Source organism: Parendozoicomonas callyspongiae (genome assembly GCF_023502345.1).
GTDB classification, from domain to species: domain Bacteria; phylum Pseudomonadota; class Gammaproteobacteria; order Pseudomonadales; family Endozoicomonadaceae; genus Sansalvadorimonas; species Sansalvadorimonas callyspongiae.
This window is the reverse complement of record NZ_JAMFLX010000016.1, coordinates 25944-46294: the sequence shown is the minus strand read 5'-3', so window position 1 is coordinate 46294 and position 20351 is coordinate 25944. Positions and strand designations below refer to the sequence as shown.

13 protein-coding genes and 1 pseudogene are annotated in these 20351 nt (G+C 46.9%); 1 reads left to right on the top strand and 13 read right to left on the bottom strand.

Translation table 11 applies throughout. From position 1 onward, the window contains the following. Positions 1-170 precede the first annotated feature (170 nt). From M3P05_RS12520 to M3P05_RS12480, 9 genes are all read right to left on the bottom strand, one after another. Entirely contained in the window at positions 171-935 is a 765-nt protein-coding gene (locus M3P05_RS12520; RefSeq protein WP_249700032.1) for an ankyrin repeat domain-containing protein, read from the bottom strand. Next, positions 929-7897, bottom strand: coding sequence for an FG-GAP-like repeat-containing protein (locus M3P05_RS12515; protein WP_249700031.1), 6969 nt, complete (start codon positions 7895-7897; stop codon positions 929-931). The genes M3P05_RS12520 and M3P05_RS12515 overlap by 7 nt, the downstream gene beginning before the upstream one ends. Positions 7898-8018: 121 nt before the next feature. Then, on the bottom strand, positions 8019-8504 hold the full coding sequence (locus M3P05_RS12510) for a hypothetical protein (protein ID WP_249700030.1): 486 nt from the start codon (positions 8502-8504) through the stop codon (positions 8019-8021). Positions 8505-8551: 47 nt separating this feature from the next. Then, positions 8552-8902: a hypothetical protein gene (locus tag M3P05_RS12505; RefSeq protein WP_249700029.1), complete on the bottom strand. Its 351-nt coding sequence runs from the start codon at positions 8900-8902 to the stop codon at positions 8552-8554. A gap of 35 nt (positions 8903-8937) precedes the next feature. Beyond that, positions 8938-9285, bottom strand: a complete 348-nt coding sequence (locus M3P05_RS12500) for a hypothetical protein (protein ID WP_249700028.1) — start codon at positions 9283-9285, stop codon at positions 8938-8940. A gap of 13 nt (positions 9286-9298) precedes the next feature. Further along, positions 9299-9628: a hypothetical protein gene (locus M3P05_RS12495; RefSeq protein WP_249700026.1), complete on the bottom strand. Its 330-nt coding sequence runs from the start codon at positions 9626-9628 to the stop codon at positions 9299-9301. A gap of 87 nt (positions 9629-9715) precedes the next feature. Further along, positions 9716-10036 (bottom strand): DUF5992 family protein, encoded by a 321-nt coding sequence (locus M3P05_RS12490; RefSeq protein WP_249700024.1) that lies wholly within the window; start codon positions 10034-10036, stop codon positions 9716-9718. A 244-nt stretch (positions 10037-10280) separates the two neighbouring features. Further along, positions 10281-10628 (bottom strand): hypothetical protein, encoded by a 348-nt coding sequence (locus M3P05_RS12485; RefSeq protein WP_249700022.1) that lies wholly within the window; start codon positions 10626-10628, stop codon positions 10281-10283. Between the two features lie 129 nt (positions 10629-10757). Further along, entirely contained in the window at positions 10758-11117 is a 360-nt protein-coding gene (locus tag M3P05_RS12480) for a hypothetical protein (RefSeq protein ID WP_249700021.1), read from the bottom strand. 164 nt (positions 11118-11281) lie between these two features. On the opposite strand from M3P05_RS12480, the pseudogene M3P05_RS12475 reads away from it, so the two are divergent. After that, positions 11282-11740: pseudogene (locus M3P05_RS12475) on the top strand (IS6 family transposase). 65 nt (positions 11741-11805) lie between these two features. Here the strand turns inward: M3P05_RS12475 and M3P05_RS12470 are convergent. The 4 genes from M3P05_RS12470 to M3P05_RS12455 all read right to left on the bottom strand — a co-directional run bounded on the left by M3P05_RS12470 (position 11806) and on the right by M3P05_RS12455 (position 20101). Further along, positions 11806-12111 carry a hypothetical protein gene (locus M3P05_RS12470; RefSeq protein WP_249700019.1) on the bottom strand — a complete coding sequence of 102 codons (306 nt, stop codon included), beginning with the start codon at positions 12109-12111 and terminating at the stop codon, positions 11806-11808. Further along, positions 12104-19090 (bottom strand): FG-GAP-like repeat-containing protein, encoded by a 6987-nt coding sequence (locus M3P05_RS12465; RefSeq protein WP_249700017.1) that lies wholly within the window; start codon positions 19088-19090, stop codon positions 12104-12106. The genes M3P05_RS12470 and M3P05_RS12465 overlap by 8 nt, the downstream gene beginning before the upstream one ends. A 118-nt stretch (positions 19091-19208) precedes the next feature. Beyond that, complete coding sequence (locus M3P05_RS12460) at positions 19209-19586, bottom strand: hypothetical protein (protein ID WP_249700016.1); 378 nt, start codon at positions 19584-19586, stop codon at positions 19209-19211. A gap of 140 nt (positions 19587-19726) precedes the next feature. After that, the gene (locus M3P05_RS12455; protein WP_249700015.1) at positions 19727-20101 is read right to left on the bottom strand and encodes a hypothetical protein; all 375 of its coding nucleotides are present in this window, start codon (positions 20099-20101) and stop codon (positions 19727-19729) included. Between the last annotated feature and the right edge of the window lie 250 nt (positions 20102-20351).

Sequence of the window (20351 nt, the reverse complement as noted above, 5' to 3'; positions counted from 1 at the left end):
AAAACCGCAAAATCTACACTGGCTGGAATTGAACTTTCCCATATGCTGAGAAAAGGCCAACATCCAGATTCTGAATCAATTACGCCATGGGAGTATTTCTACTCCCTGGCTATATAGTTATATCTGGAAAATTGCGACTTTTCTTTTCTTAAAAGTTATGCCACGCAATCTTACTTTTCTATACTTTGCTCCTTCACCTTTTCATTATATATTTTTTTAACTAACAAAAGATATTTAAAATAGTCCGATTCTTTAATCATTCTATTTTCACTTCGTCTAATATAATAATCCAACCCAACAGGTTTTATGCCATCTTCTATTACAAGCAGATCAACACCCTTGGAAATTGCCAAATATATTGAAGGCCATTGATTATTCATTGCCAAAAAAAACAGAGGAGGCGTACCTGCAACATTTTTTTTATTTAGATCAGCCCCAACTTCTATCAAATAATCTATAAGCTCCCTATGGAAATATCTATTTGCAGAAACTATTGGTGTATTTTTCCCTATGGGTTCTTCTAAATTAATATTGCCTCCATGAGCAACTGCAATTTTCATAAGATCTATTGAACCTTGCTCTGCCAGAAGGTGGATTACAGTTCCACTATTCCAATTTAAGTTTGGGTTCGCCCCACTTTCCAATAGGAGTTTAAATGTTTGTTTCTCCTTACTTTTGGCTGCACAGTATAAAGGAAACAAACCTCTATAACCTCTCGCATTGACATCAACCCCATTACTAATTAGCTTTTTAACCTGTTTCACATCGCCATTTGCACCTGCAATACAAAGCTGTCGAACTTTCTTTTCTTTAAATATCTCTGATGGCGATAGAATATATGTAGGCTTTTCTTCGATGGGCATAGCCAAGCCTAATTGTGCTGTTGAAAACAAAAACACAATAAGAAGTTTGATATTTAATTTCCTAATCACCATGAACAATCTTCCCCTACATTTGAACAACCCTGCACTATACTATGCCCTCCAGAGCCTATACTACCCTTTATACCGATAGATGAAGGAACAGGGGCCAATGAAAACTCTTGTAGGTTTGTTAAAACATCCCCACTATTGGAATATGCTCGGATATTATTAAATGTGTTCCCTATTTTGATTTTACGTTCATTAGCAAATCTATCCAGGGTATATCTATTAACACCAGCTGCATTCACTGTTACTGTTTCAAGTCCTGTTACAGCTCCTGCTGCACTAGCAATTCCACCTCCTAATGAATGGCCAACTAAGGTTGGATTAAAACGCTCTAGTTTCACAGCAAGCTCTACACCCTGTGTATATTGATCGGATTTTATTCCGAGAGCTTGCTTAAGGTTGGCTTTAAAATCTTTCAAAAGGCCTTTAATGTCACTGAAATTAAAATCTGTTCCAGCATACGCAACGGTCACCCGACCATTCTTTACAAACACCCCTGCTTTAAATCCTGTATTTGGATCATTGAGCATGTTGGGAGATATACCGTACAGTTTTAATTCTTCAGGAGTATATATCCTCCTCCAACCGGCTACCACTGTAACCATTGGATCATATACAGCCTCCATGAGCTGGAATAGTGTTGGATCAGGAATCGTACTTCCAGACATATCGGCGATATCATTTGTACCCATAAATGAATCATAGGCATCACCTGCAAAATCAACTATTGCTTTAACACCGTTAGCGATTGTACGGCCTACCTCCCTTACTGTGTCGCCTACAAACCGAGTTCCTCTAGATATTGCTCGCCCAATACTCCTTGCACCACGAGAAATTGCTCGTCCAATACTCCTCACTCCGCGAGAAATCGACCGCCCAATACTTCTTACTGTATCTCTGGCTCGATCCCAGAAGGAAAAACCACTCGGATCTGTATATTTCAGCGGATTATTTCGAGCATAAGCATACCGGTTGTAAGTCTGCGAATCATACGGATCTTGAACTATTGGATCAGCAGAAAGGAATCTACCAATATCCGAATCATAAACCCGCCCATTCATATGAATCAGACCAACTTCGTCGATCATCTCATGGCCGGTATATCCCCGGTTGGTTAACGCTGACAGAGTCGGCAATCCTATTGGACTTGTTGCCCGCCAGTCTCCCGCACGACGCGCACCAAAAGGTCCATAGCTTGTCTGTTTTACGATTTCACCAGTTGTACTGGTGATTGTATCAATCGAGCCCAGATTATCCCTATGAAGGTAGCGGGTTTCATCTCCTGATTTTGGCACTCCATTTTCTGATGTCTTAACTTGAATCGCTTGGATTTTCCCATCTGCATAGATAAAGTGTTTCTGTCTTACAACATCCTTGCCGTTCTCTCTCGCCTGTTCCTGCTCAAAGATTTTATCCAGGTACCAGGTGGTGGTGTCACCACTGATCTTGCGGTAGCGATCCCGACTCGGCGCATAGGCAAAGTCAACAGTCTTGCCGTTCTTCTCGAAACGTGTCGGCAGGTCGTAGGATGACCAGGTAACGACTCGGCCTCCGCCCGTGACGATATTGCCATTTTCATCGTAGGTGTAATCATCTTCATCACCCACTCCCAGAACCGCGTAAGGCCCGGCGTTGTTTTCGCTGCGGGTGGTGTTGCCGTAACGGTAGTTACCCTTGTCACTGCGATTGAGCAGGTTGCCCTTGGCATCGTAGCTGTAGCCCGTTGTTGAGCTATAGGGCTGGTCACCGAACTGACCACTGACGGTGGCGCTGGTGAGCCGGTCCAGGCTGTCGAAGCTGAAGCGTTCTTCCAGTCCCTGCTTACGATCGTATCTGTGGGTGACGTTGTTCATCTTGTCATACTGATATTCCAGCTGACGGATGCGATCCCCATAGAACAGGCCGCTTTCAATGGAGAGCAGCTGGCCACTGGCCGGGTCGTAGTTACGGATATTGGTCAGGCCGTTACCAATCAGGGAGGCACTGAGTCGTCCTTCCGCATCCCGGTACTTGGCTTCCCACCAGGTTACGCTGCTGTTATTGGCCGCTGTTTGCAGGGCCGTAGCATTGGGATCAGAACCCCAACTTTCAACCAACTGAGCCTGACGGTACAGGGTTTCAGAGACCAGAGTCAGCTTTTCTGCAATCATCAGGTATTGCTGACTTTGCAGGTTCAGCTGCGCCATGACAGTGTTTAGTTCATTGAGCACCTGCTGTAGCTGGGGATCATCGGCATAGCTGCCTCGTTGGTACTTGGCCAGAGCCGTCTGGTACTGGTTGGCTTTGTCTGCCAGTTCTGTCGCCTTGGTCAGCGCCTGGCGGGCTGCGGTCTTGCTCTGTGCGATCAAGCTGTTGAGATGACTACGGTCATAGTCGCTAATCTGATTCCCAGGGCTACGCACTGCCTGCAGGTAACCATACTGGTTGTAGACATTCTGCACCCGGAAGTTACCAGGGCGAATCTCGACCGCCGGACGGCTGTACTGGTCGTACTCCACACCCAGGGAGAGCGCCAGGTTATCTACAGTCTGGGTGGTATTGACCAGGCGGGACAGATTGTCGTACTGGTAGTTACGGCTGTAGCCATCGGGGCCAGAGACACTGGCCAGCTGGCCGATACCGTTGGCAGCGCTGTCCCAGGTCCAGGTGCTGTTGCCTTCCTGTTCCTGACGGGAAGCTAGTCGGCCCAGTGGGTCGTACTGCTCGGTGATAATCTGCCCCTTGGCATCTTTCTGCCAGCGCTGTTCACCGAAGGCATTGTAGCGGTACTGCCAGGTGCCTTTGCTCGGGTCATTCAGAGCCGTGCGCATGCCCTGCTTGTTGTAACCGATGGTGGTGATGACACCACTGGCGTTGGTTTCCACCAGGTTGCCGAGGGCATCGTATTTATGATTCACAAAAGCCCCCAGGGGCTGGTGTACCTGTACGATGCGTTCCATGGCATCGCGCACAGTACTGGTGCGGCGGCCCATGGGATCGGTTTTATAGGTGTTCAGTCCTTCATAGCTGAACTGAGTAATGCTTTCTCCCAGACCATGGGTTGATGGGCGAATCACCCGGCTGGTGCGTCCCAGCTGGTCATACTCCCGCTCAATCCAGTAGTGGCGGTCACCCACAAAGTAAGGACGACTGGTTGCCTGCTCCAAACCACGGGCGTTGTAGCGGGTATCGGTATATACCGGGGTGCCATCAAAACCGAGGTGTTTGGTTCTGACCGGGCGGTGCTTGCGATCAAAGTAGGTAGTGACCGGACCCTGGCCATCGGCCTGCTCGGTCACTTTGTACTTAGCGCTCAGAGGTGCATGTTCATCACCGGAGGCCCAGGCATAGCTGTACCGGGTACGGCTGCCATCGGCACGGCGCTCTTCGGTCAGACGACAGAGAGCATCATACTGCCAGTGAGTCGTCAGACCGTTGCTGTCGGTGGACTGACTGACCACACCACACATCTGGTTGTACTGAACCGTGGTCGCCTGATTCAGGGCATTGGTAACCTTGGTGGGATAAAGACCTCTACTATCCCAGCTTGTGGCGCTGCTACGGCTCAGAGTGCTCGGGTTAGTGAGATGTCCGTTGCCATCATAGTTTCCATCGGCTCCCGTTGCAGTGACTCGGGTGGGGTTACCACGGCCATCCCGCTGAGTGGTCGTACTCACAGCCAGTGTATCGCCAGGGTCAGCTGTTTGGTTAGTCACCAGGCCAGTGTTGGCATCATAGGTAAAGGTGGTTGTACGGCTCTGGTTAGGTGTGTCAGGCGCAGTATTAGTCACAGTCACCCGGGTTGGCCGCCCGATCAGCCATTGCCCGGTGTTTTCCTGAGCGTAGGTGTAATCGGTGGTTTGGGTGAATGTCTCGCTGCCCGCTTTGGTGGTCACCTTCTGTTTTTTCAGATTGCTGTAGCCTGTGTGGTTATCCCAGGCCATATTTTCGCTGGTTGTAGTTTTCACCAGCATGCGGTTGCCAATATCCCACTCTTTGGCAGTAGAAGAGGTCTGGTATACAAACCGGCTCTTGCCTCCATAGAGGTTACGGCTTTGCCAGTTGGTTACCGTTTCACTCAGGGTAATATTACCCAGCTTGCTGACACTCTTCTTCATCCGGCCTGTCAGCGGGAAGCTCTGGGCATATTCACGGCGGGTGGTGATACTAGTCAGGTGATCTTTACTTTCGACCCAGCCAAAACCCTGGAAGCCACGGCCACGCAAAGAGCTACGGGCATTGCCATAGAGATAGCTGAAATCACGAGTGCCACCCACAGCATTATCCTGGGTGACTCTACTCACAACATAGATAGGAGCCTGGATATCACGGATCGGCCAATTGGCTCCAGTACCTTTGGTGTAAACGCTGCTGTCGGTAAGAGGCTTGTATTCAAGGCTGGTTTTCAATCCCAGGCCATCGGTGATGGTGATCAGGCGATCAACGACAGTGGTATCGCTTCTAGCGATATTGTAGTTGCCACTCTTGTCCGCAACGATCAGGTCGGAACGGCCATCACCATTGGTGTCAGCCATGCTCCAACGATGATCCCGCAGATATCCACCATGATTGATGGTTTGCAGGTGCTGGAAGCCACTGGCTTTTTCGTTGGTGCGGTAGAGGTAGTAATCATTGGAGCCATTAACAACAATCAGATCAGATTTGCTGTCATTGTCCAAATCGGTCAACAGGAACTGGTGATCTTTAACGCTGCCACCAAGGTCTGTCCAGTAGCCTTTGTCAGAGAATCCCTTTCCAGTTGAAAATGCCACTCTATAACGGTTGGAAGTATCGCCTACGATAAGGTCTGGTAAGTTATCGCCGTTAAAATCGCCGAGTTGCCATTTATGATCGTGCCTATAGCCACCGTAGTCCTTCCATTTTGCAGCACTGGCAAACGAAGCGCCCTGGGAAAGATTGACGTAGTAGTCGTTATAGTAACTGACCATCATCAAGTCGGACTTACCATCGCCATTGAAATCGGCAAGAGTCCAGTCAGTTTTGCTCAAATTATCACTATGATCCACCCACCGAGTATTGCTGGTAAAACCGGAACCATTTGAGAGTGATACGTAGTAATCATTGGCACTATTGGCGACTACAAGGTCAGTCTTGCCATCACCATTAATATCACCTAGCTTCCATTCGTGATCCTTTTGGTGACCACCATAGTCAACCCATTTCTTACTGGTAAAGCCTGAACCTGTTGACAGCGCCACATGATAATTATTGTTGTAGCTGGCCAGGATAAAATCAGTCTTTCCGTCGCCGTTAAAGTCACCAAGGCCCCAATCACTTTGACTCAGATTTTCACTGTGATCCAACCAGCGTTGGTTGTTGGTAAAGCCAGAACCTGTTGACAGTGAGACGTAATAATCACCTGCACTGTTGCCAATGATAAGGTCTGTTTTGCCATCTCCGTTAAAATCACCCAGCTTCCATTCATGATCCCGCAGATTACCGCCATAATTTTTCCACAAAATAGGCTTTGCAAAACCTGTTTTACTACCCAGGGCAACGTAGTAATCATTGGTGGCATTCGCCATGATCAAATCAGAAACACCATCAGCGTTAAAGTCACCGGTTTTCCAACTATCGGAGCCTGTGAGTTTCTGGTGTTGATTGGTCAGTGTTGTTTTGGGTGTGCTCCAGCCCAGCTGCGTAGCAGGCAAGCAGTTGCTACCACCATCACACTGTTGAACAGAGGTCAGCAGGGAGGATTTTGTTAAACCACTTTGCTGATAACCCAAAACATAACGGCGTGATTTCGTGTTATTGGTAAACACCGCCATTTGTGACAGACGTTTGGTCCGCTGGATCACCCCACCGTCTATATAACTGGTGCCAGTATCCGGACGGGTATCGTAATATAGCTCCACCCTGCTGTTGGCATAGGCGATATTGTTCAGGCTGTATTCACCGGTCGTGGTGTTTTCATCATACTGAAAGTTGATGGCATTACCGGAGCGATCACTGATCTTATTCACCACCCAGGTGCGTACATCACTGCGGCCCACACCTTCTATACGGGAATCACCGGTTTTACCAAATTCAATAACATGGCCGCCCTTGGTCCAGGCTTTAAATGACTGAGGGCCTTTACCGGCAGTGCCGTAGGAAACCACCTTAGTGAAGTTATCAATCTCAGTGCGGTACTCGGTGTTGTTGGCACCGTAGTTACCGCTCACAGCATTCAGGCGCTGACCATCCAGACAGAAGCGATCATCACTGTTGTATTTGATGCCGCCCTTCTTGCCATCTTGCTCCAGGGTGACACTGCAGCGAGAAATGCTGGACAAGCCCTGCAAGCGCCAACCTGCACCTAAAATACCGCTGCCCATCTGGCCACGATAAGAGAGCGCCAGATCTGGTTTCAGACCGTTAACACCGGGAGGGAGATCCAGGGGAATAGAGTAAGTGGCACGGCCCTGTTCCACACTGAAATCACCGGGTAGGGAACCAACCAGGTTGCTGTTTACGTTAGCGGAAACGTTGGCTATCTGTTGCTGTTCATTGAACGACATGGCAAAGCCGTTAAAGAGAATATCGGATTTGCCATCGCCGTTGATATCCCGCACCTGGACCAGAGAGGAATCACCGGAGATATTATTATTGGGGCCATTAAGAACAGAGAGAGAACCTGCCCCTTTGGTCTGGGTGACAACAAAGCTGTCGAGCCAGGTTTCCTTGCCCTGAAGCAGGACATCTTTCTGGCCATCACCATCAAAATCCCCCAAGTGCAGGTTAAAGTTGGCCGCCGCCAGAGAGCCCTGAATACCTTTGTAATCAGCCTTGGTGATTTTACTAAGGGACCAGCTGTTACCAGCTTTGTTTAACTTGTAGTGGTGCTTCGATTGAATCAGCAAGGGAATAGCAACATCCCCGTGAATCATAACAACTTTATCAGGGAGCCGGAGATAGTAATCTTCGCCAAGCTGCCCCAGTTGGTACTGGGTAGAACCTGCCTGGGCCGTAGCCGCAAATAGCAAGCCTGCTCCTGCCAATAGGAATTTATTCTTCAACATTATTGATTGGCCTGAATGGGTTTAAGGAATTGGTCTTGATTAGAGAGAAATGAAAATCAACCTGTATATGAAAAGTGTTTGAGGGTTAATTGATGGATTGAATTCTTTGTTCTAGTTTCAGAATTTGGTTCTGGAGAGATTTTTCTACCTCACTGATTTCTGAAGGCCCAACTTGCAGATCAGCCCCAGCCATTTGCTCCAGTTGGGCTAACAGTGCATCACCTTGTTTAATTAATTGACTTGACTCTTCTGTGCGCTCCAAGGCGGCTAACTGTTCCTTTAGGGATTCCAACTGCTTCTGATAAAAAGCCTGTTCGGGGGATTCGGTGATTTCTGCATACTCAGAATTTGAATCCGGAGTTGCAGATGCCACCACTGAAGATGCTGGAATCGTAGAAGCCTGCACGGAATCCTGAGACTGAGCCATGCCAGAATCATCAAAAGATAGAGCCGTATGTTCAACAGCAGGAGGCACAGTATCAGGCTTTGGGGTTCTACTGCCATACCAGTACAAGACTATAGCCCCACAAAATACCAAAATAACCGGCAGCCAAAATTTAAGTCGATTCATTATTGTTCCTTATTATTAGCAACGGGGATGAGTTCCTAATAGTCAACTTAGTCACGAATCACCTTGACTCCGTGCAGCACAATTTCTCCCCCTCCACAACGATCAATCCAGATTTGTACTTTCTTGCCTTGGGCCTGAGCAGCCAAAAGTTCAGAAAGCCAAACTTGAGTCCAGGTGTTTGCCGTATTCGTGTAATACACGGCACGGGATTTTCGAATTGGGCATGTAGTACTGACCACGTCACTGTCGAATGTTGCCCATAGCTGACTGTATCCACCACCGCCAAAAGGAGAGTGGCTTGCTAATTGATAGACATCACGGACAACCAAAGGCTGGCTCCAGTCTCCTGAAAATGCTAATGGGGAAAATAAAAGCAGAAAGAGCAAATACTTTTTCATTTATATACTCATTACATTAAAAGATAAATGAGTGATTAACCGGCTGGATCGAACTGGTTAACAATGCAAAAACCTTTTCCACCCGGTCTTCCTGATGTGTATATTGTGCCGCTTCGTTTTCCCTTCAGCCATATTGATAAAACAGTGGCTCCTAAAAATGAATTTTCATTTTCTATCAACATCCAACCATAAGGAGATCCTTTACAATTATCAGGCATGCCTTTATCCATCATAATCATGATTCCAGATTCAATTGCAGTTAAATTTGAAATATTTCCAGAAACATATTCCTCTGCCGCGAATGACGAACTACTAGCAAATAGAAAAGTTATATTAATCAGAAAACTGATTATTTTAGCCGTGGAAGAACTGAACATTTTCATCTAAAGCACCAAATTAATTTACCGGTATGTAAATCTCATTTATTCTGAATCGATTTCCGATACAACCATCAACATGGAAGAGGATTTCTTTTTCTAATGCAGAAGCAAAATATATGGCAGATAGCATGTTTCCTTTTGAATTAGCTAAACGACCCCATGTTTTCGCTTTATCAGCACATTTAAATCTTGCCTGAGAATTTTTAAAACCCTCACCACCTAATACAACAAGCACAACATCATCTTTATTGATAAAGATATTACTAATTTTCGCTTGATCTGTTATATATTCTGCACGCGTAATAGATGCGAACAGTCCTAAAAACACAAGAATAAGGATTTTCAAACTAACACTCCTTTAATATTTTTAAGAAATGATCAACTGTATAAGATTAGCGATAAGGACCAGTGCAGCATTCACATCATAATGAATTCATTTAACAACTTTAATATAAGAGGCATTTCTACAACTACTTCCATTATAATCGTAAACACTGATTTTCCACCCTGCGGATAGAGCAGCAAGTGCAGTTGTATATGCACGCTGGTATATCTCTAAAGAAGCGGCAGCATTTCTAGGAAAGTGAATCGATTGATTACCGCATACACCTTGCCCATTTTTGACCCAAATCGTAAATACTTGTTGATTACTGCTCGTATTGGCAACGGAAATAATTTCGCCTTCAGTTACAATATACTCAGCGTGAGCCGTTGAAATAAGCAAAAGCAGAAGTGATGTTAAAAATATTTTCATAGTTTTTTTCACAGTACTTCAATGTATGTAGACGGCGCTGTTTGCAGTAAAAATGGAAGGCTCAGTTTTTGCCATCTTTTGGGGTACAGATTTTGTGCTTGAGTGCTCAGTCAATTAGCTTCTTCGTGATTTGAGTGTTTTCCACTATTTGTTGAAACAGCGCCTATGTAGACCTTGTAGGCCGAGTTGCAATTGCTACTATCTAAAAGATCAACTCTAACTTTTTCATTGGATATTTTGGCTGTCAGCAAGGAATATCTCCAACACAAATAAAGTTAGCATCCCATGAATTACCCCAAGCATTACAGCTCTCTGTATAATTGACCCTTATCATTTTATTTGATGAGAAGGCCGTCAATATTGCGGCAAAAGTAGACTGATACCTGATATTGTCATCACTAATAGCAAACCTGGTAGTATTATTACAACCGCCTCCAACATTGTTAACGATCCTGAAAATCAATACTTCTTTATTATCTACAGAGTATGGAATATAACCAGTTATTTTTCCTGACTGCCAACCAGCAAAAACACTGGGAGAAAATATTACTAGAAGAACCAAGTAAATCTTACATAAACAAATATTTTTCATATTACTCGCTATTAATAAAATGGTTTTGTTGTAAACTCACATCATCCGATCCAAAATTTGCAACTTTTCATTCTTCGAGATTTCAAGGAAGACGCTTTCCGGCCGCCATTTTCCAACAGCCATCCGAAGTCACTCTGAAATAATCTCAATACCCCAAAGACTGCGTCCATACTTAGGGTCACAATATGAATCAAGAAACAACCTCACTTGTATTCCTTGTGCCTGAGCTGCCAATGCCCCAGAGTATATAGTGGTATGATACGCGCTTGAATTAAATGAACTAGGAACGGTGACGATTGAATCAGAATCTGTTTTCTTGCATCCTACCTTCATTTTTTCATTTACAGTTACAGTTGTTCTATTCCCACCATCCCAATACCGTTGAACTTTTTTGATTGTGAAAGGGCCATGCCAGCTTTGCGAAGCATGTGACCACATTGGAATCAAAATTGCCAGTATGGTGAGTATACTTTTTAATTTAAAATTCATATTAAGCGCCTATGATCTTACAGCAAGTTTAATGGGTTCTGTTGCAAACTGAGTGTGGCGTTCCTGCGGATCATTCAACCATCAACCACAGGCTTGTGGAATATGCTCCAAAGCTGGAAGTTCGTCACCGCAGAAACAAACCATCTGTAGGGAACTCGTGGAGGATGGACGAGACCTATATCAAGGTCAAAGGCCAAAACCACTACTTGTACCGCGCTGTTGATAAAGAAGGCAATACTGTCGATTTTCTTCTCACCAAAAAACGCAATGCAAAAGCGGCTTAAGCCTTCTTCCGTAAGGCTATCCGCCAAAATGGCCAGCCGGAGAAAGTAGCTATTGATAAGAGCGGAGCCAACAATTGCGCTCTCGTTTCCATCAATTCAAGGCTCAAAGATAATGACCCGAAGATCATCATCTACAAGAGCAAATATCTGAACAATATCGTGGAGCAGGATCACCGGTTTGTGAAACGGTTAACCCGTCCCATGATGCAGTTCAAAAACTTCAATTCCGCAAAAGCTACACTGGCTGGAATTGAACTTTCTCATATGTTGAGAAAAGGCCAATATCCAGATTCTGAATCGATAATGCCGTGGGAGTATTTCTACTCCCTGGCGGCATAATTGTATCTGGAGAATCGCGACTTTTCATTTCTTGAAAGTTTTGCGACACAACCCACAACCGTTCTTCATTCCTTTTTTAAATATACTGCGAAATAGTAAACCATTGCTGCAGGCCATGTAAAAATCAACAAACATATTCCCCATAACGCCTTATTTTTCAAGGTGCTATGTTTAAATAAATCAACAAGCATCAACAGCCAAAACAATATCCCCCCAATTACACCAAGAGGCATCATGACATCTTTTAATATAAACAAATTAATTAAAGGAATATTATACTCAATCCCAAAATATTGAAATAAAATAACCAACACAAGCATCAATAAAGAGACTAACGCAAATTTTTTTCTAATCATACCAAACCTATTCATCACTAAAGTCCAAATTCACCTCAGAACCAACAAATACGGATACCCCATAATTTATTTTAGTTTGCCCATCTCTTGATACAGTCACAGCCCCTTCTGAATATCCGTCCTCAAATTTCCATTCGGCTCCAGAAATTCTGTTAAGAATGGAATCTTCACCAACTATAAATGAATCAATCTCTCTTTCTCGTGCTACTCCGAAAGAATAGCTCCATGTTGAAGTGGATAGCTTGAAAGATCCTCCTTGTGTAACACTCTCAGTATCGCTCAAATAGTTTATCTTCCTTGAGCCTAAATCAACTTCAATTTCTAAACCCACTCCATTGATGTAAGATTTATAACTAGCTCGTATTCCATAAACAAATGAAATATCTGACTCGTTTTGAGAACCCGTCATTGACAAAGCATTATTCTGACTATTTTTTAATTCTGAAGTATATGTTGTTTTAAACCGTCCATTATTTAGCATTTGATTTAATGACCTAGCAACATATCTTCTTGCAGGTCGAGAGTGGCTGCGCTTCTTTGAATATTTATCTAAATAACGCATATTAGCTGCCACAGTGTCAATCCCACTCCCGTCTATGCCAACAGCAATTCTTGCATCCTGAGGGGTGAGCTGTCTTCCAGTAGAGTCATAGATACCGTGACCATTTCTTAATGCTGTTCTAACTCTATCTTTTTGAACATCTTCTGGGTCATCATTATTCAGGTGAACATTACTCCCTCTAAAAAAGTCTTTAGCACCATCCCAGGCATTACTAGCTGTTTCCTTGAAATCCTCCCAGTCGTTATACCAAGCAAATCCACTAGGGTCAGTGTACCTCAAAGGATTATTCCGCACATAAGCATACCGGTTAAACGCCTGAGAATCATAGATATCCTGTACCACAGGATCAGCCGACAAAAACCTACCAATCCCCTGATCATAAACCCGCCCATTCATATGAACCAGGCCCACTTCATCAATCATCTCATGACCGGTATACCCCCGGTTGGTAAACGCTGGCAGTATCGGTGAACCTATCACACTTTCGCTGCGCCAGTCTCCAGCTCGGCGACTACCAAACGGTCCATAACTCATCCGTTCAACAACGGTGCCTACGGCATTGGTGATGGTATCAATCGATCCTAGGTTATCCCGATGCAGATAACGAGTCTGGTCTGCCTTGGCAACACCATCCTGGGTCTCCTTCACCTGAATCGCCTGAATCTCACCATCGGCGTAGATAAAGTGCTTCTGCCTTACGATATCCTTGCCGTTCTCTCTCGCCTGTTCCTGCTCAAATATCTTGTCCAGGTACCATGTAGTGGTGCTACCAGTGATCTTGCGGTAACGGTCCCGGCTTGGTGCATAAGCAAAGTCAACGGTCTTGCCATTCTTCTCGAAGCGGGTCGGCAGATCGAAAGAGGCCCACTCGACAACCCGGCCACCGCCGGTAACGATATTACCGTTCTTGTCGTAGGTATAATCATCTTCACTGCCAACACTCAGCACAGCATAAGGCCCGGCATTGTTTTCACTTCTGCCGACGTTGCCGTAACGGTAATCTCCCTTATCACTGCGATTGAGCAGGTTGCCCTTGGCATCGTAGCTGTAGCCCGTGGTTGAGCTATAAGGCTGGTCGCCGAACTGGCCGCTGACGGTGGCACTTGTAAGCCGGTCCAGGCTGTCGAAGCTGAAGCTTTCGGTCAGGCCCTGTTTGCGGTCGTAGCGGTGGGTGATGTTGTTCATCTTGTCATACTGGTACTCCAGCTGACGGATGCGATCCCCATAGAACAGGCCGCTTTCAATGGAGAGCAGCTGGCCACTGGCCGGGTCGTAGTTACGAATATTGGTCAGACCGTTACCGATCAGGGAGGCGCTGAGTCGGCCTTCCGCATCCCGGTACTTGGCTTCCCACCAGGTGACGGTGCTGTCATTGTCCGCTATCTGTAGAGCTGTGGCGTTGGCATCGCTGCCCCAGGCTTCGGTCAGCTGGGCCTGGCGGTACAGGGTTTCGGAAACCAGCAGCAGCTTGTCGGCGATATCCAGAGCCTGCTCCAGCTGCAGGTTGATCTGCTGCACCACGCTGTCCAGATCACTGAGAATCTGCTGCAACTGTGGGTCGTTGCTGTTGCTATTGGCTTGATACCTGGCCAGTGCCGTCTGGTACTGGTTGGCCTTGGTCACCAGCTCCGTGGCTTTGGTCAGCGCCTGCTGGGCGGCGGTCTTGCTCTGTTCGATCAGACCGTTGAGATGACTGCGATCATAGTCACTCACCTGGTTGCCCGGGCTGCGCACTGCTTTCAGATACCCGTATTGGTTGTAGATATTCTGCACCCGGAAGTTACCAGGGCGAATCTCTACCGCCGGACGGCTGTACTGGTCGTACTCTACACCCAGGGAAAGCGCCAAGTTATCTACAGTCTGGGTAGTATTTACCAGGCGGGACAGATTGTCGTACTGGTAGTTACGGCTGTAACCATCAGGTCCGGAAACACTGGCCAGCTGGCCGATACCGTTGGCAGCGCTGTCCCAGTTCCAGGTACTGTTACCTTCTTTCTCTTTGCGGGAAGCCAGTCGGCCCAGAGAGTCGTACTGCTCGGTGATGATCTGGCCCTTGGCATCTTTCTGCCAGCGCTGTTCACCAAAGGCGTTGTAGCGGTACTGCCAGGTGCCCTTGCTGGGATCATTAAGAGCGGTACGCATGCCTTGCTTGTTGTAGCCGATGGTGGTGATCACACCACTGGCATTGGTTTCTACCAGGTTGCCGAGGGCATCGTACTTGTGATTAACAAAAGCGCTCAGGGGCTGCTGTACCTGGATCACACGTTCCAGGGCATCGCGCCGGGTGGTGGTGATACGGCCCAGAGGATCGGTCTTGGTGGTGGTCAGTCCGCTGTAGCCGAACTGGGTTACGCTCTCGCCCAGACCATGGGTGGCCGGACGGATCACCCGGGTCTGACGGCCCAGCTGGTCATATTTCCTCTCGGTCCAGTAATGGCGATCACCGACAAAGTAAGGACGGCTGGTCGCTTGCTCCAGACCACGGGCGTTATAACGGGTATCGGTGTAAACCGGGGTGCCATCAAAGCCGAGATGCTTGGTTCTGACCGGGCGGTGCTTACGGTCAAAGTAAGTGGTCACCGGACCCTGGCCATCGACCTGTTCGGTCACCTTATACTTGGCACTCAGAGGTGCATGTTCATCACCAGAGGCCCAGGCATAGCTGTACTGGGTTCGGCTGCCATCAGCGCGACGCTCTTCGCTCAAACGGCAAAGGGCATCATACTCCCAGTGCGTCGTCAGACCGTTGCTGTCAGTGGACTGGCTAACCACGCCACACTGCTGATTGTACTGGACCGCTGTCGCCTGGTTCAGGGCGTTGGTGACCCGTGTGGGGTAAAGCCCCTGGCTGTCCCAGGCAGTCGTTGAGTTTCGGCTGATGCTGTTCTGGTTGGCCAGATTACCGTTAGTGTTGTACTCACCCCCAGCACCGGTGGCGGTAACGGTTGTGGGATTACCACGGCTGTCATACTGGGTCGCGGTGGTCAGAGCCAGGGCGTCACCGGGGTCAGTCACCTGGTTAGTCACCAGGCCAGTATTGGCATCATAAGTGAACTGTGTTGTACGACTCTGATTCGGAGTATCAGGCGCGGTGTTGCTGACGGTGACCTGGGTTGGTCGGCCGATCAGCCACTGGTCGGTGTTCTCCTGTGAGTAAGCGTAATCAGTAGTCTGGGTAAAGGCGGCTGCACCAGGCTGCTGGGTGGTGACCTTCTGCTGCTTCAGGTTGCTGTAACCGTTGTTATGGTCCCAGGCTTTGTTTTCACTGGTGGTGGTTTTGACCAGAGTCTGGCCGGTAATATCCCACTCTTTGGCCACCGAACGATTTTGGTAGACAAAGTAGGTTTTGTTATAGGTGTTGTTCTGGCCGAACAGTACCCGGTTGACCCAATCGGTAGTGGTTTCAGCCAGTTGGGCATTACCCAGTTTGCTAACCGTACGCTTCACCCGTCCCGTCAGAGGGAAACTCTGTTCATACTCCCGGCGGGTGGTGATATTAGTCAGATGGTCTTTGCTTTCAATCCAGCCAAAACCCTGGAAGCCACGACCACGCAAAGAGCTGCGGGCATCGCCATAGAGGTAGCTGAAATCGCGGGTGCCACCAACGCCATCATCCTGGGTGACTTTACTCACCACATAGATGGGTGCCTGGATATCCCTGATCGGCCAACTGGCACCAGTGCCTTTGGTGTAAACGCTACTGTCGGTAAGAGGCTTGTACTCCAGATTAGTTGTTAAGCCTAAACCATCGGTTATAGTGATCAGGCGATCGACGACAGTGGTGTCGCTCTTGGCTGTCCAGTAGTTGCCGCTCTTGTCGGCGACAATTAGGTCGGAACGGCCATCGCCGTTGGTGTCGGCCATGTTCCATCGATGATCCCGCAAGTAACCACCATGGTTGATGGTCTGAAAATGCTGGAAGCCGCTGGCTTTTTCGTTAGTACGGTAGAGGGCATAGTCGTTGCTGCTGTTGATAACCATCAGATCTGACTTACCGTCATTATCCAGATCTGTTAACTGCCACTGCTCCCCAGACGCACTGCGATTCAGGTTCAGCCATTCTCCCTTATTGTCAAAACCTGTTCCGGTAGAAAAAGCTGATCGATAGAGATTGTTCTCATTCTGAACAACCAGGTCGGGCAAATTATCCCCATTTAGATCCCCCAATTGCCAGATATGCTCAAACAGAGTGCCGCCCAGGTTCAACCATTCCGTAGCTGTAAAACGATCACCGGAAGAAATACCTACCCAGTAGTCATTATTGACATCGGCAATGATAACGTCTGTTTTTCCATCACCATTAAAGTCACTGAGTTTCCAGTCTGTCTTTGTCGAGCAGCTGGTCTGGTATCGTGAGACATAATCCCAGTAACAATCTGAACCTTCGCCAGGCCGATGACTGTGTTCACAGACTCGCTCACGAATCCTTACTCTTCCAGTTCGGCACCACTGCTGTGGATTGAATGAAAGCCAGTTATTGTAACCGTTAAAAGCAGAGCCGGTTGAGAGAGAAACATAGAATTCTTGATTTTGATTGGATACGACAACATCTGTCATGCCGTCTCCGTTCATATCACCGAGTTCCCAGTCATTTCCTCTCTGAGAGCCATTACGATCAAGCCAACGCGAAGTAGCAAATCCTGATCCTGTTGACAAACTGACCCAGTAATCATTTCCCGAATCGGCTAAAATAAAGTCAGTTTTGCCATCACCATTAAAATCTCCCAGCTTCCAATCACTCTGACTGAGGTTTTCACTATGGTCGACCCAACGTGAATTATCAGTAAAGCCGCTGCCGGTAGACAGGGATACATAATAATCGCCGGAATTATTGCCCACGATCAGGTCGGTTTTACCATCTCCGTTAAAGTCCCCCATTTTCCATTCATGGTCTCTCAAATAACCGCTATGGTCTTTCCACCTTTTGGAGGTTTCGAAACCAGTCTTGTTACCCAGAGCAACATAATAATCATTATTTGCATCCGCCATAATCAGATCAGCAATACCATCGGCATTGAAATCTCCGGTTTTCCAGCTATCGGAACCAGTTAGCTGCTGATGCTGATTTGTAAGCGTTGTTTTCGGTGCACTCCAACCCAGCTGTGTAGCAGGCAGGCAGTTGCTACCTCCATCACACTGCTGAACAGAGGTGAGCAATGAGGCTTTGGTTAAACCACTTTGCTGATAACCCAAAACATAACGGCGGGATTTGGTGTTGTTGGTAAACACTGCCATCTGTGAAAGGCGTTTGGTGCGCTGAATTACGCCACCTTCCAAGAAGCTGATTCCGGTGTCTGGACGAGTGTCGTAATACAGCTCTACCCGGCTATTGGCATAAGCAATATTGTTCAGACTGTATTCACCGGTCGTGGTGTTTTCATCATACTGAAAGGTGATGGCATTACCGGACCGGTCACTGATCTTATTGACCACCCAGGTGCGCACATCACTGCGGCCCACACCTTCTATACGGGAATCACCGGTTTTACCAAATTCAATAATATGGCCGCCCTTGGTCCAGGCTTTAAACGACTGGGGGGCGTTACCGGCAGTACCGTAGGAAACCACCTTGGTGAAGTTATCAATCTCAGTGCGGTACTCGGTGTTGTTGGCACCGTAGTTACCACTGACAGCATTCAGGCGCTTGCCATCAAGACAGAAACGATCATTACTGTCATATTTGATGCCGCCCTTCTTGCCATCTTGCTCCAGGGTGACACTGCAGCGAGAAATGCTGGACAAGCCCTGCAAGCGCCAGCCTGCACCTAAAATACCGCTGCCCATCTGGCCACGATAAGAGAGAGCCAGATCTGGTTTCAGACCGTTAACACCGGGAGGGAGATCCAGGGGAATAGAGTAAGTGGCACGGCCCTGTTCCACACTGAAATCACCGGGTAGGGAGCCAACCAGGTTGCTGTTTACGTTAGCGGAAACGTTGGCTATCTGTTGCTGTTCATTGAACGACATGGCAAAGCCGTTAAAGAGAATATCGGATTTGCCATCGCCGTTGATATCCCGCACCTGTACCAGAGAGGAATTACCGGAGATATTATTGTTGGAAGCATTAAGAACAGAAAGAGAACCTGCCCCTTTGGTTTGTGTTACAACAAAGCTATCCTGCCACGTGTTTTGCCCCTGAAGCAGAATATCTTTCTGGCCATCGCCGTCAAAATCGCCATAGTGCAGGTTATAGCTGGCAGGCTGAATAGAACCTTGAATGGTTTTGTAATCGGCCTTGGATATCTGGGTAAGATCCCAGTCTTCACCATTCTGGGTCAGCTTGTAGTGATACTTGGACTGGATTAAAAGTGGGATAGCAACATCCCCGTGGATCATTACCACTTTATCGGGCAGACGGAGATAATAATCATCGCCTAGCTGCCCCACTTGGTACTGGGTCGAACCTGCTTGGGCTGTGGCCGCAAACAACATGCTCACGCCTGCCAACAGGTGTTTTTTCTTAAACATTCGTGTATTGGTCTAATGAGAGTTTTGAGAGGGGTGTTTTGAAAAGCAAAAGAGCAATTGAAAATGGAAACCAGTCGTTCTGTTAATTCAGAGACTGGATTCTTTGCTCAAGACTTTGAATCTGGTTGTGCAGTTCCTGCTGGGCAGGGGTGTTTTCTGCTGGCTCCTCCTGAGAAACAGAGTCATTCAACTGTTCCAGCTGGCGCAGTAAAGCATCGCCTTCCTGAATCAACTGGTCTGTACTTTTGGACTGTTCCAATTCGGCCAGTTGTTTTTTCAGGGATTCCAACTGTTCCTGGTAAAAGGCCTGCTCGGGGGATACGGTGATTTCCTGTTTCACCGGCTGCTCTGTTACCTCTGCGATGACAGGTTCTGCCTTTGCAAGATCATCATCAGAAGAAGCTAATGAAGATGGCTGAGGAGAAGTTTCAGCCACTGAGGTTTGTACGGCTTCGCTCACAGATACTTCTGCTTTATCTGTTGACCCTGTTTGCCAGTAATAAGTAGCGGCACCTGCAGCTACAATGATTAACACTGATATCAGCTTGACTTTTGACATTGTTATATCAACTTATTTAAGTAACTAGAAATTTTCATCCCTTAATCATTTACTACCTTAATACCGTATACTCTTATGCCTTCATAAGAGCTGCAGGATAATCTTCCTGTATCAAGGCGAAGGGCTACTTTTTTATCTGAGGATTGAGCAGAAAGCAGTACACTTAAAAACCGGCTTTCAGAACTACCATCAGAATTAAAATAAATTCTGATAGCCTCGCCGCTTGCTCTTGCACCACTACAACGACTTCCCCAATCGACAGGGGTTGTTGGTAAAACCACAGCCTGCATATTGGGTTGATGATCAAAGCCTGCTTCTACGATTTGGAAATCATAGACCCAGGAATACCCGGCAAATGCACTATTGCAAAAAGCAAGCAGGAAGGTAATAAATATTTTTTTCATATTAATTTTCATATCACGGATAGGCCTCGTACTATTTGGTCACCTCAATCCAGCGAATCACTGGTGCAGCATGAATGCTATTGCAATCATCGTGACTATGCACAATAACCTTCATATCTGCTACTAAAGCTGACATGGCTAAAGAGCACATAGACTGTCCAACGTTTTTATTTAAATAAATTATCCCACGCTTATTACTTGAACACCTTGATGGAGAGATATCAGTAAAATTAACTATACAATGCTGCTCTGAATAGGCTGA

What these genes read in the sequence shown, in the direction of transcription:
- M3P05_RS12485 (WP_249700022.1), bottom strand. Translation starts at nt 10,628, where the DNA reads ATGAAAAATATTTGTTTATGTAAGATTTACTTGGTTCTTCTAGTAATA.
- M3P05_RS12510 (WP_249700030.1), bottom strand. Translation starts at nt 8,504, where the DNA reads ATGAATCGACTTAAATTTTGGCTGCCGGTTATTTTGGTATTTTGTGGG.
- M3P05_RS12470 (WP_249700019.1), bottom strand. Translation starts at nt 12,111, where the DNA reads ATGAATAGGTTTGGTATGATTAGAAAAAAATTTGCGTTAGTCTCTTTA.
- M3P05_RS12480 (WP_249700021.1), bottom strand. Translation starts at nt 11,117, where the DNA reads ATGAATTTTAAATTAAAAAGTATACTCACCATACTGGCAATTTTGATT.
- M3P05_RS12490 (WP_249700024.1), bottom strand. Translation starts at nt 10,036, where the DNA reads ATGAAAATATTTTTAACATCACTTCTGCTTTTGCTTATTTCAACGGCT.
- M3P05_RS12500 (WP_249700028.1), bottom strand. Translation starts at nt 9,285, where the DNA reads ATGAAAATGTTCAGTTCTTCCACGGCTAAAATAATCAGTTTTCTGATT.
- M3P05_RS12505 (WP_249700029.1), bottom strand. Translation starts at nt 8,902, where the DNA reads ATGAAAAAGTATTTGCTCTTTCTGCTTTTATTTTCCCCATTAGCATTT.
- M3P05_RS12520 (WP_249700032.1), bottom strand. Translation starts at nt 935, where the DNA reads ATGGTGATTAGGAAATTAAATATCAAACTTCTTATTGTGTTTTTGTTT.
- M3P05_RS12455 (WP_249700015.1), bottom strand. Translation starts at nt 20,101, where the DNA reads ATGAAAATTAATATGAAAAAAATATTTATTACCTTCCTGCTTGCTTTT.
- M3P05_RS12465 (WP_249700017.1), bottom strand. Translation starts at nt 19,090, where the DNA reads ATGTTGTTTGCGGCCACAGCCCAAGCAGGTTCGACCCAGTACCAAGTG.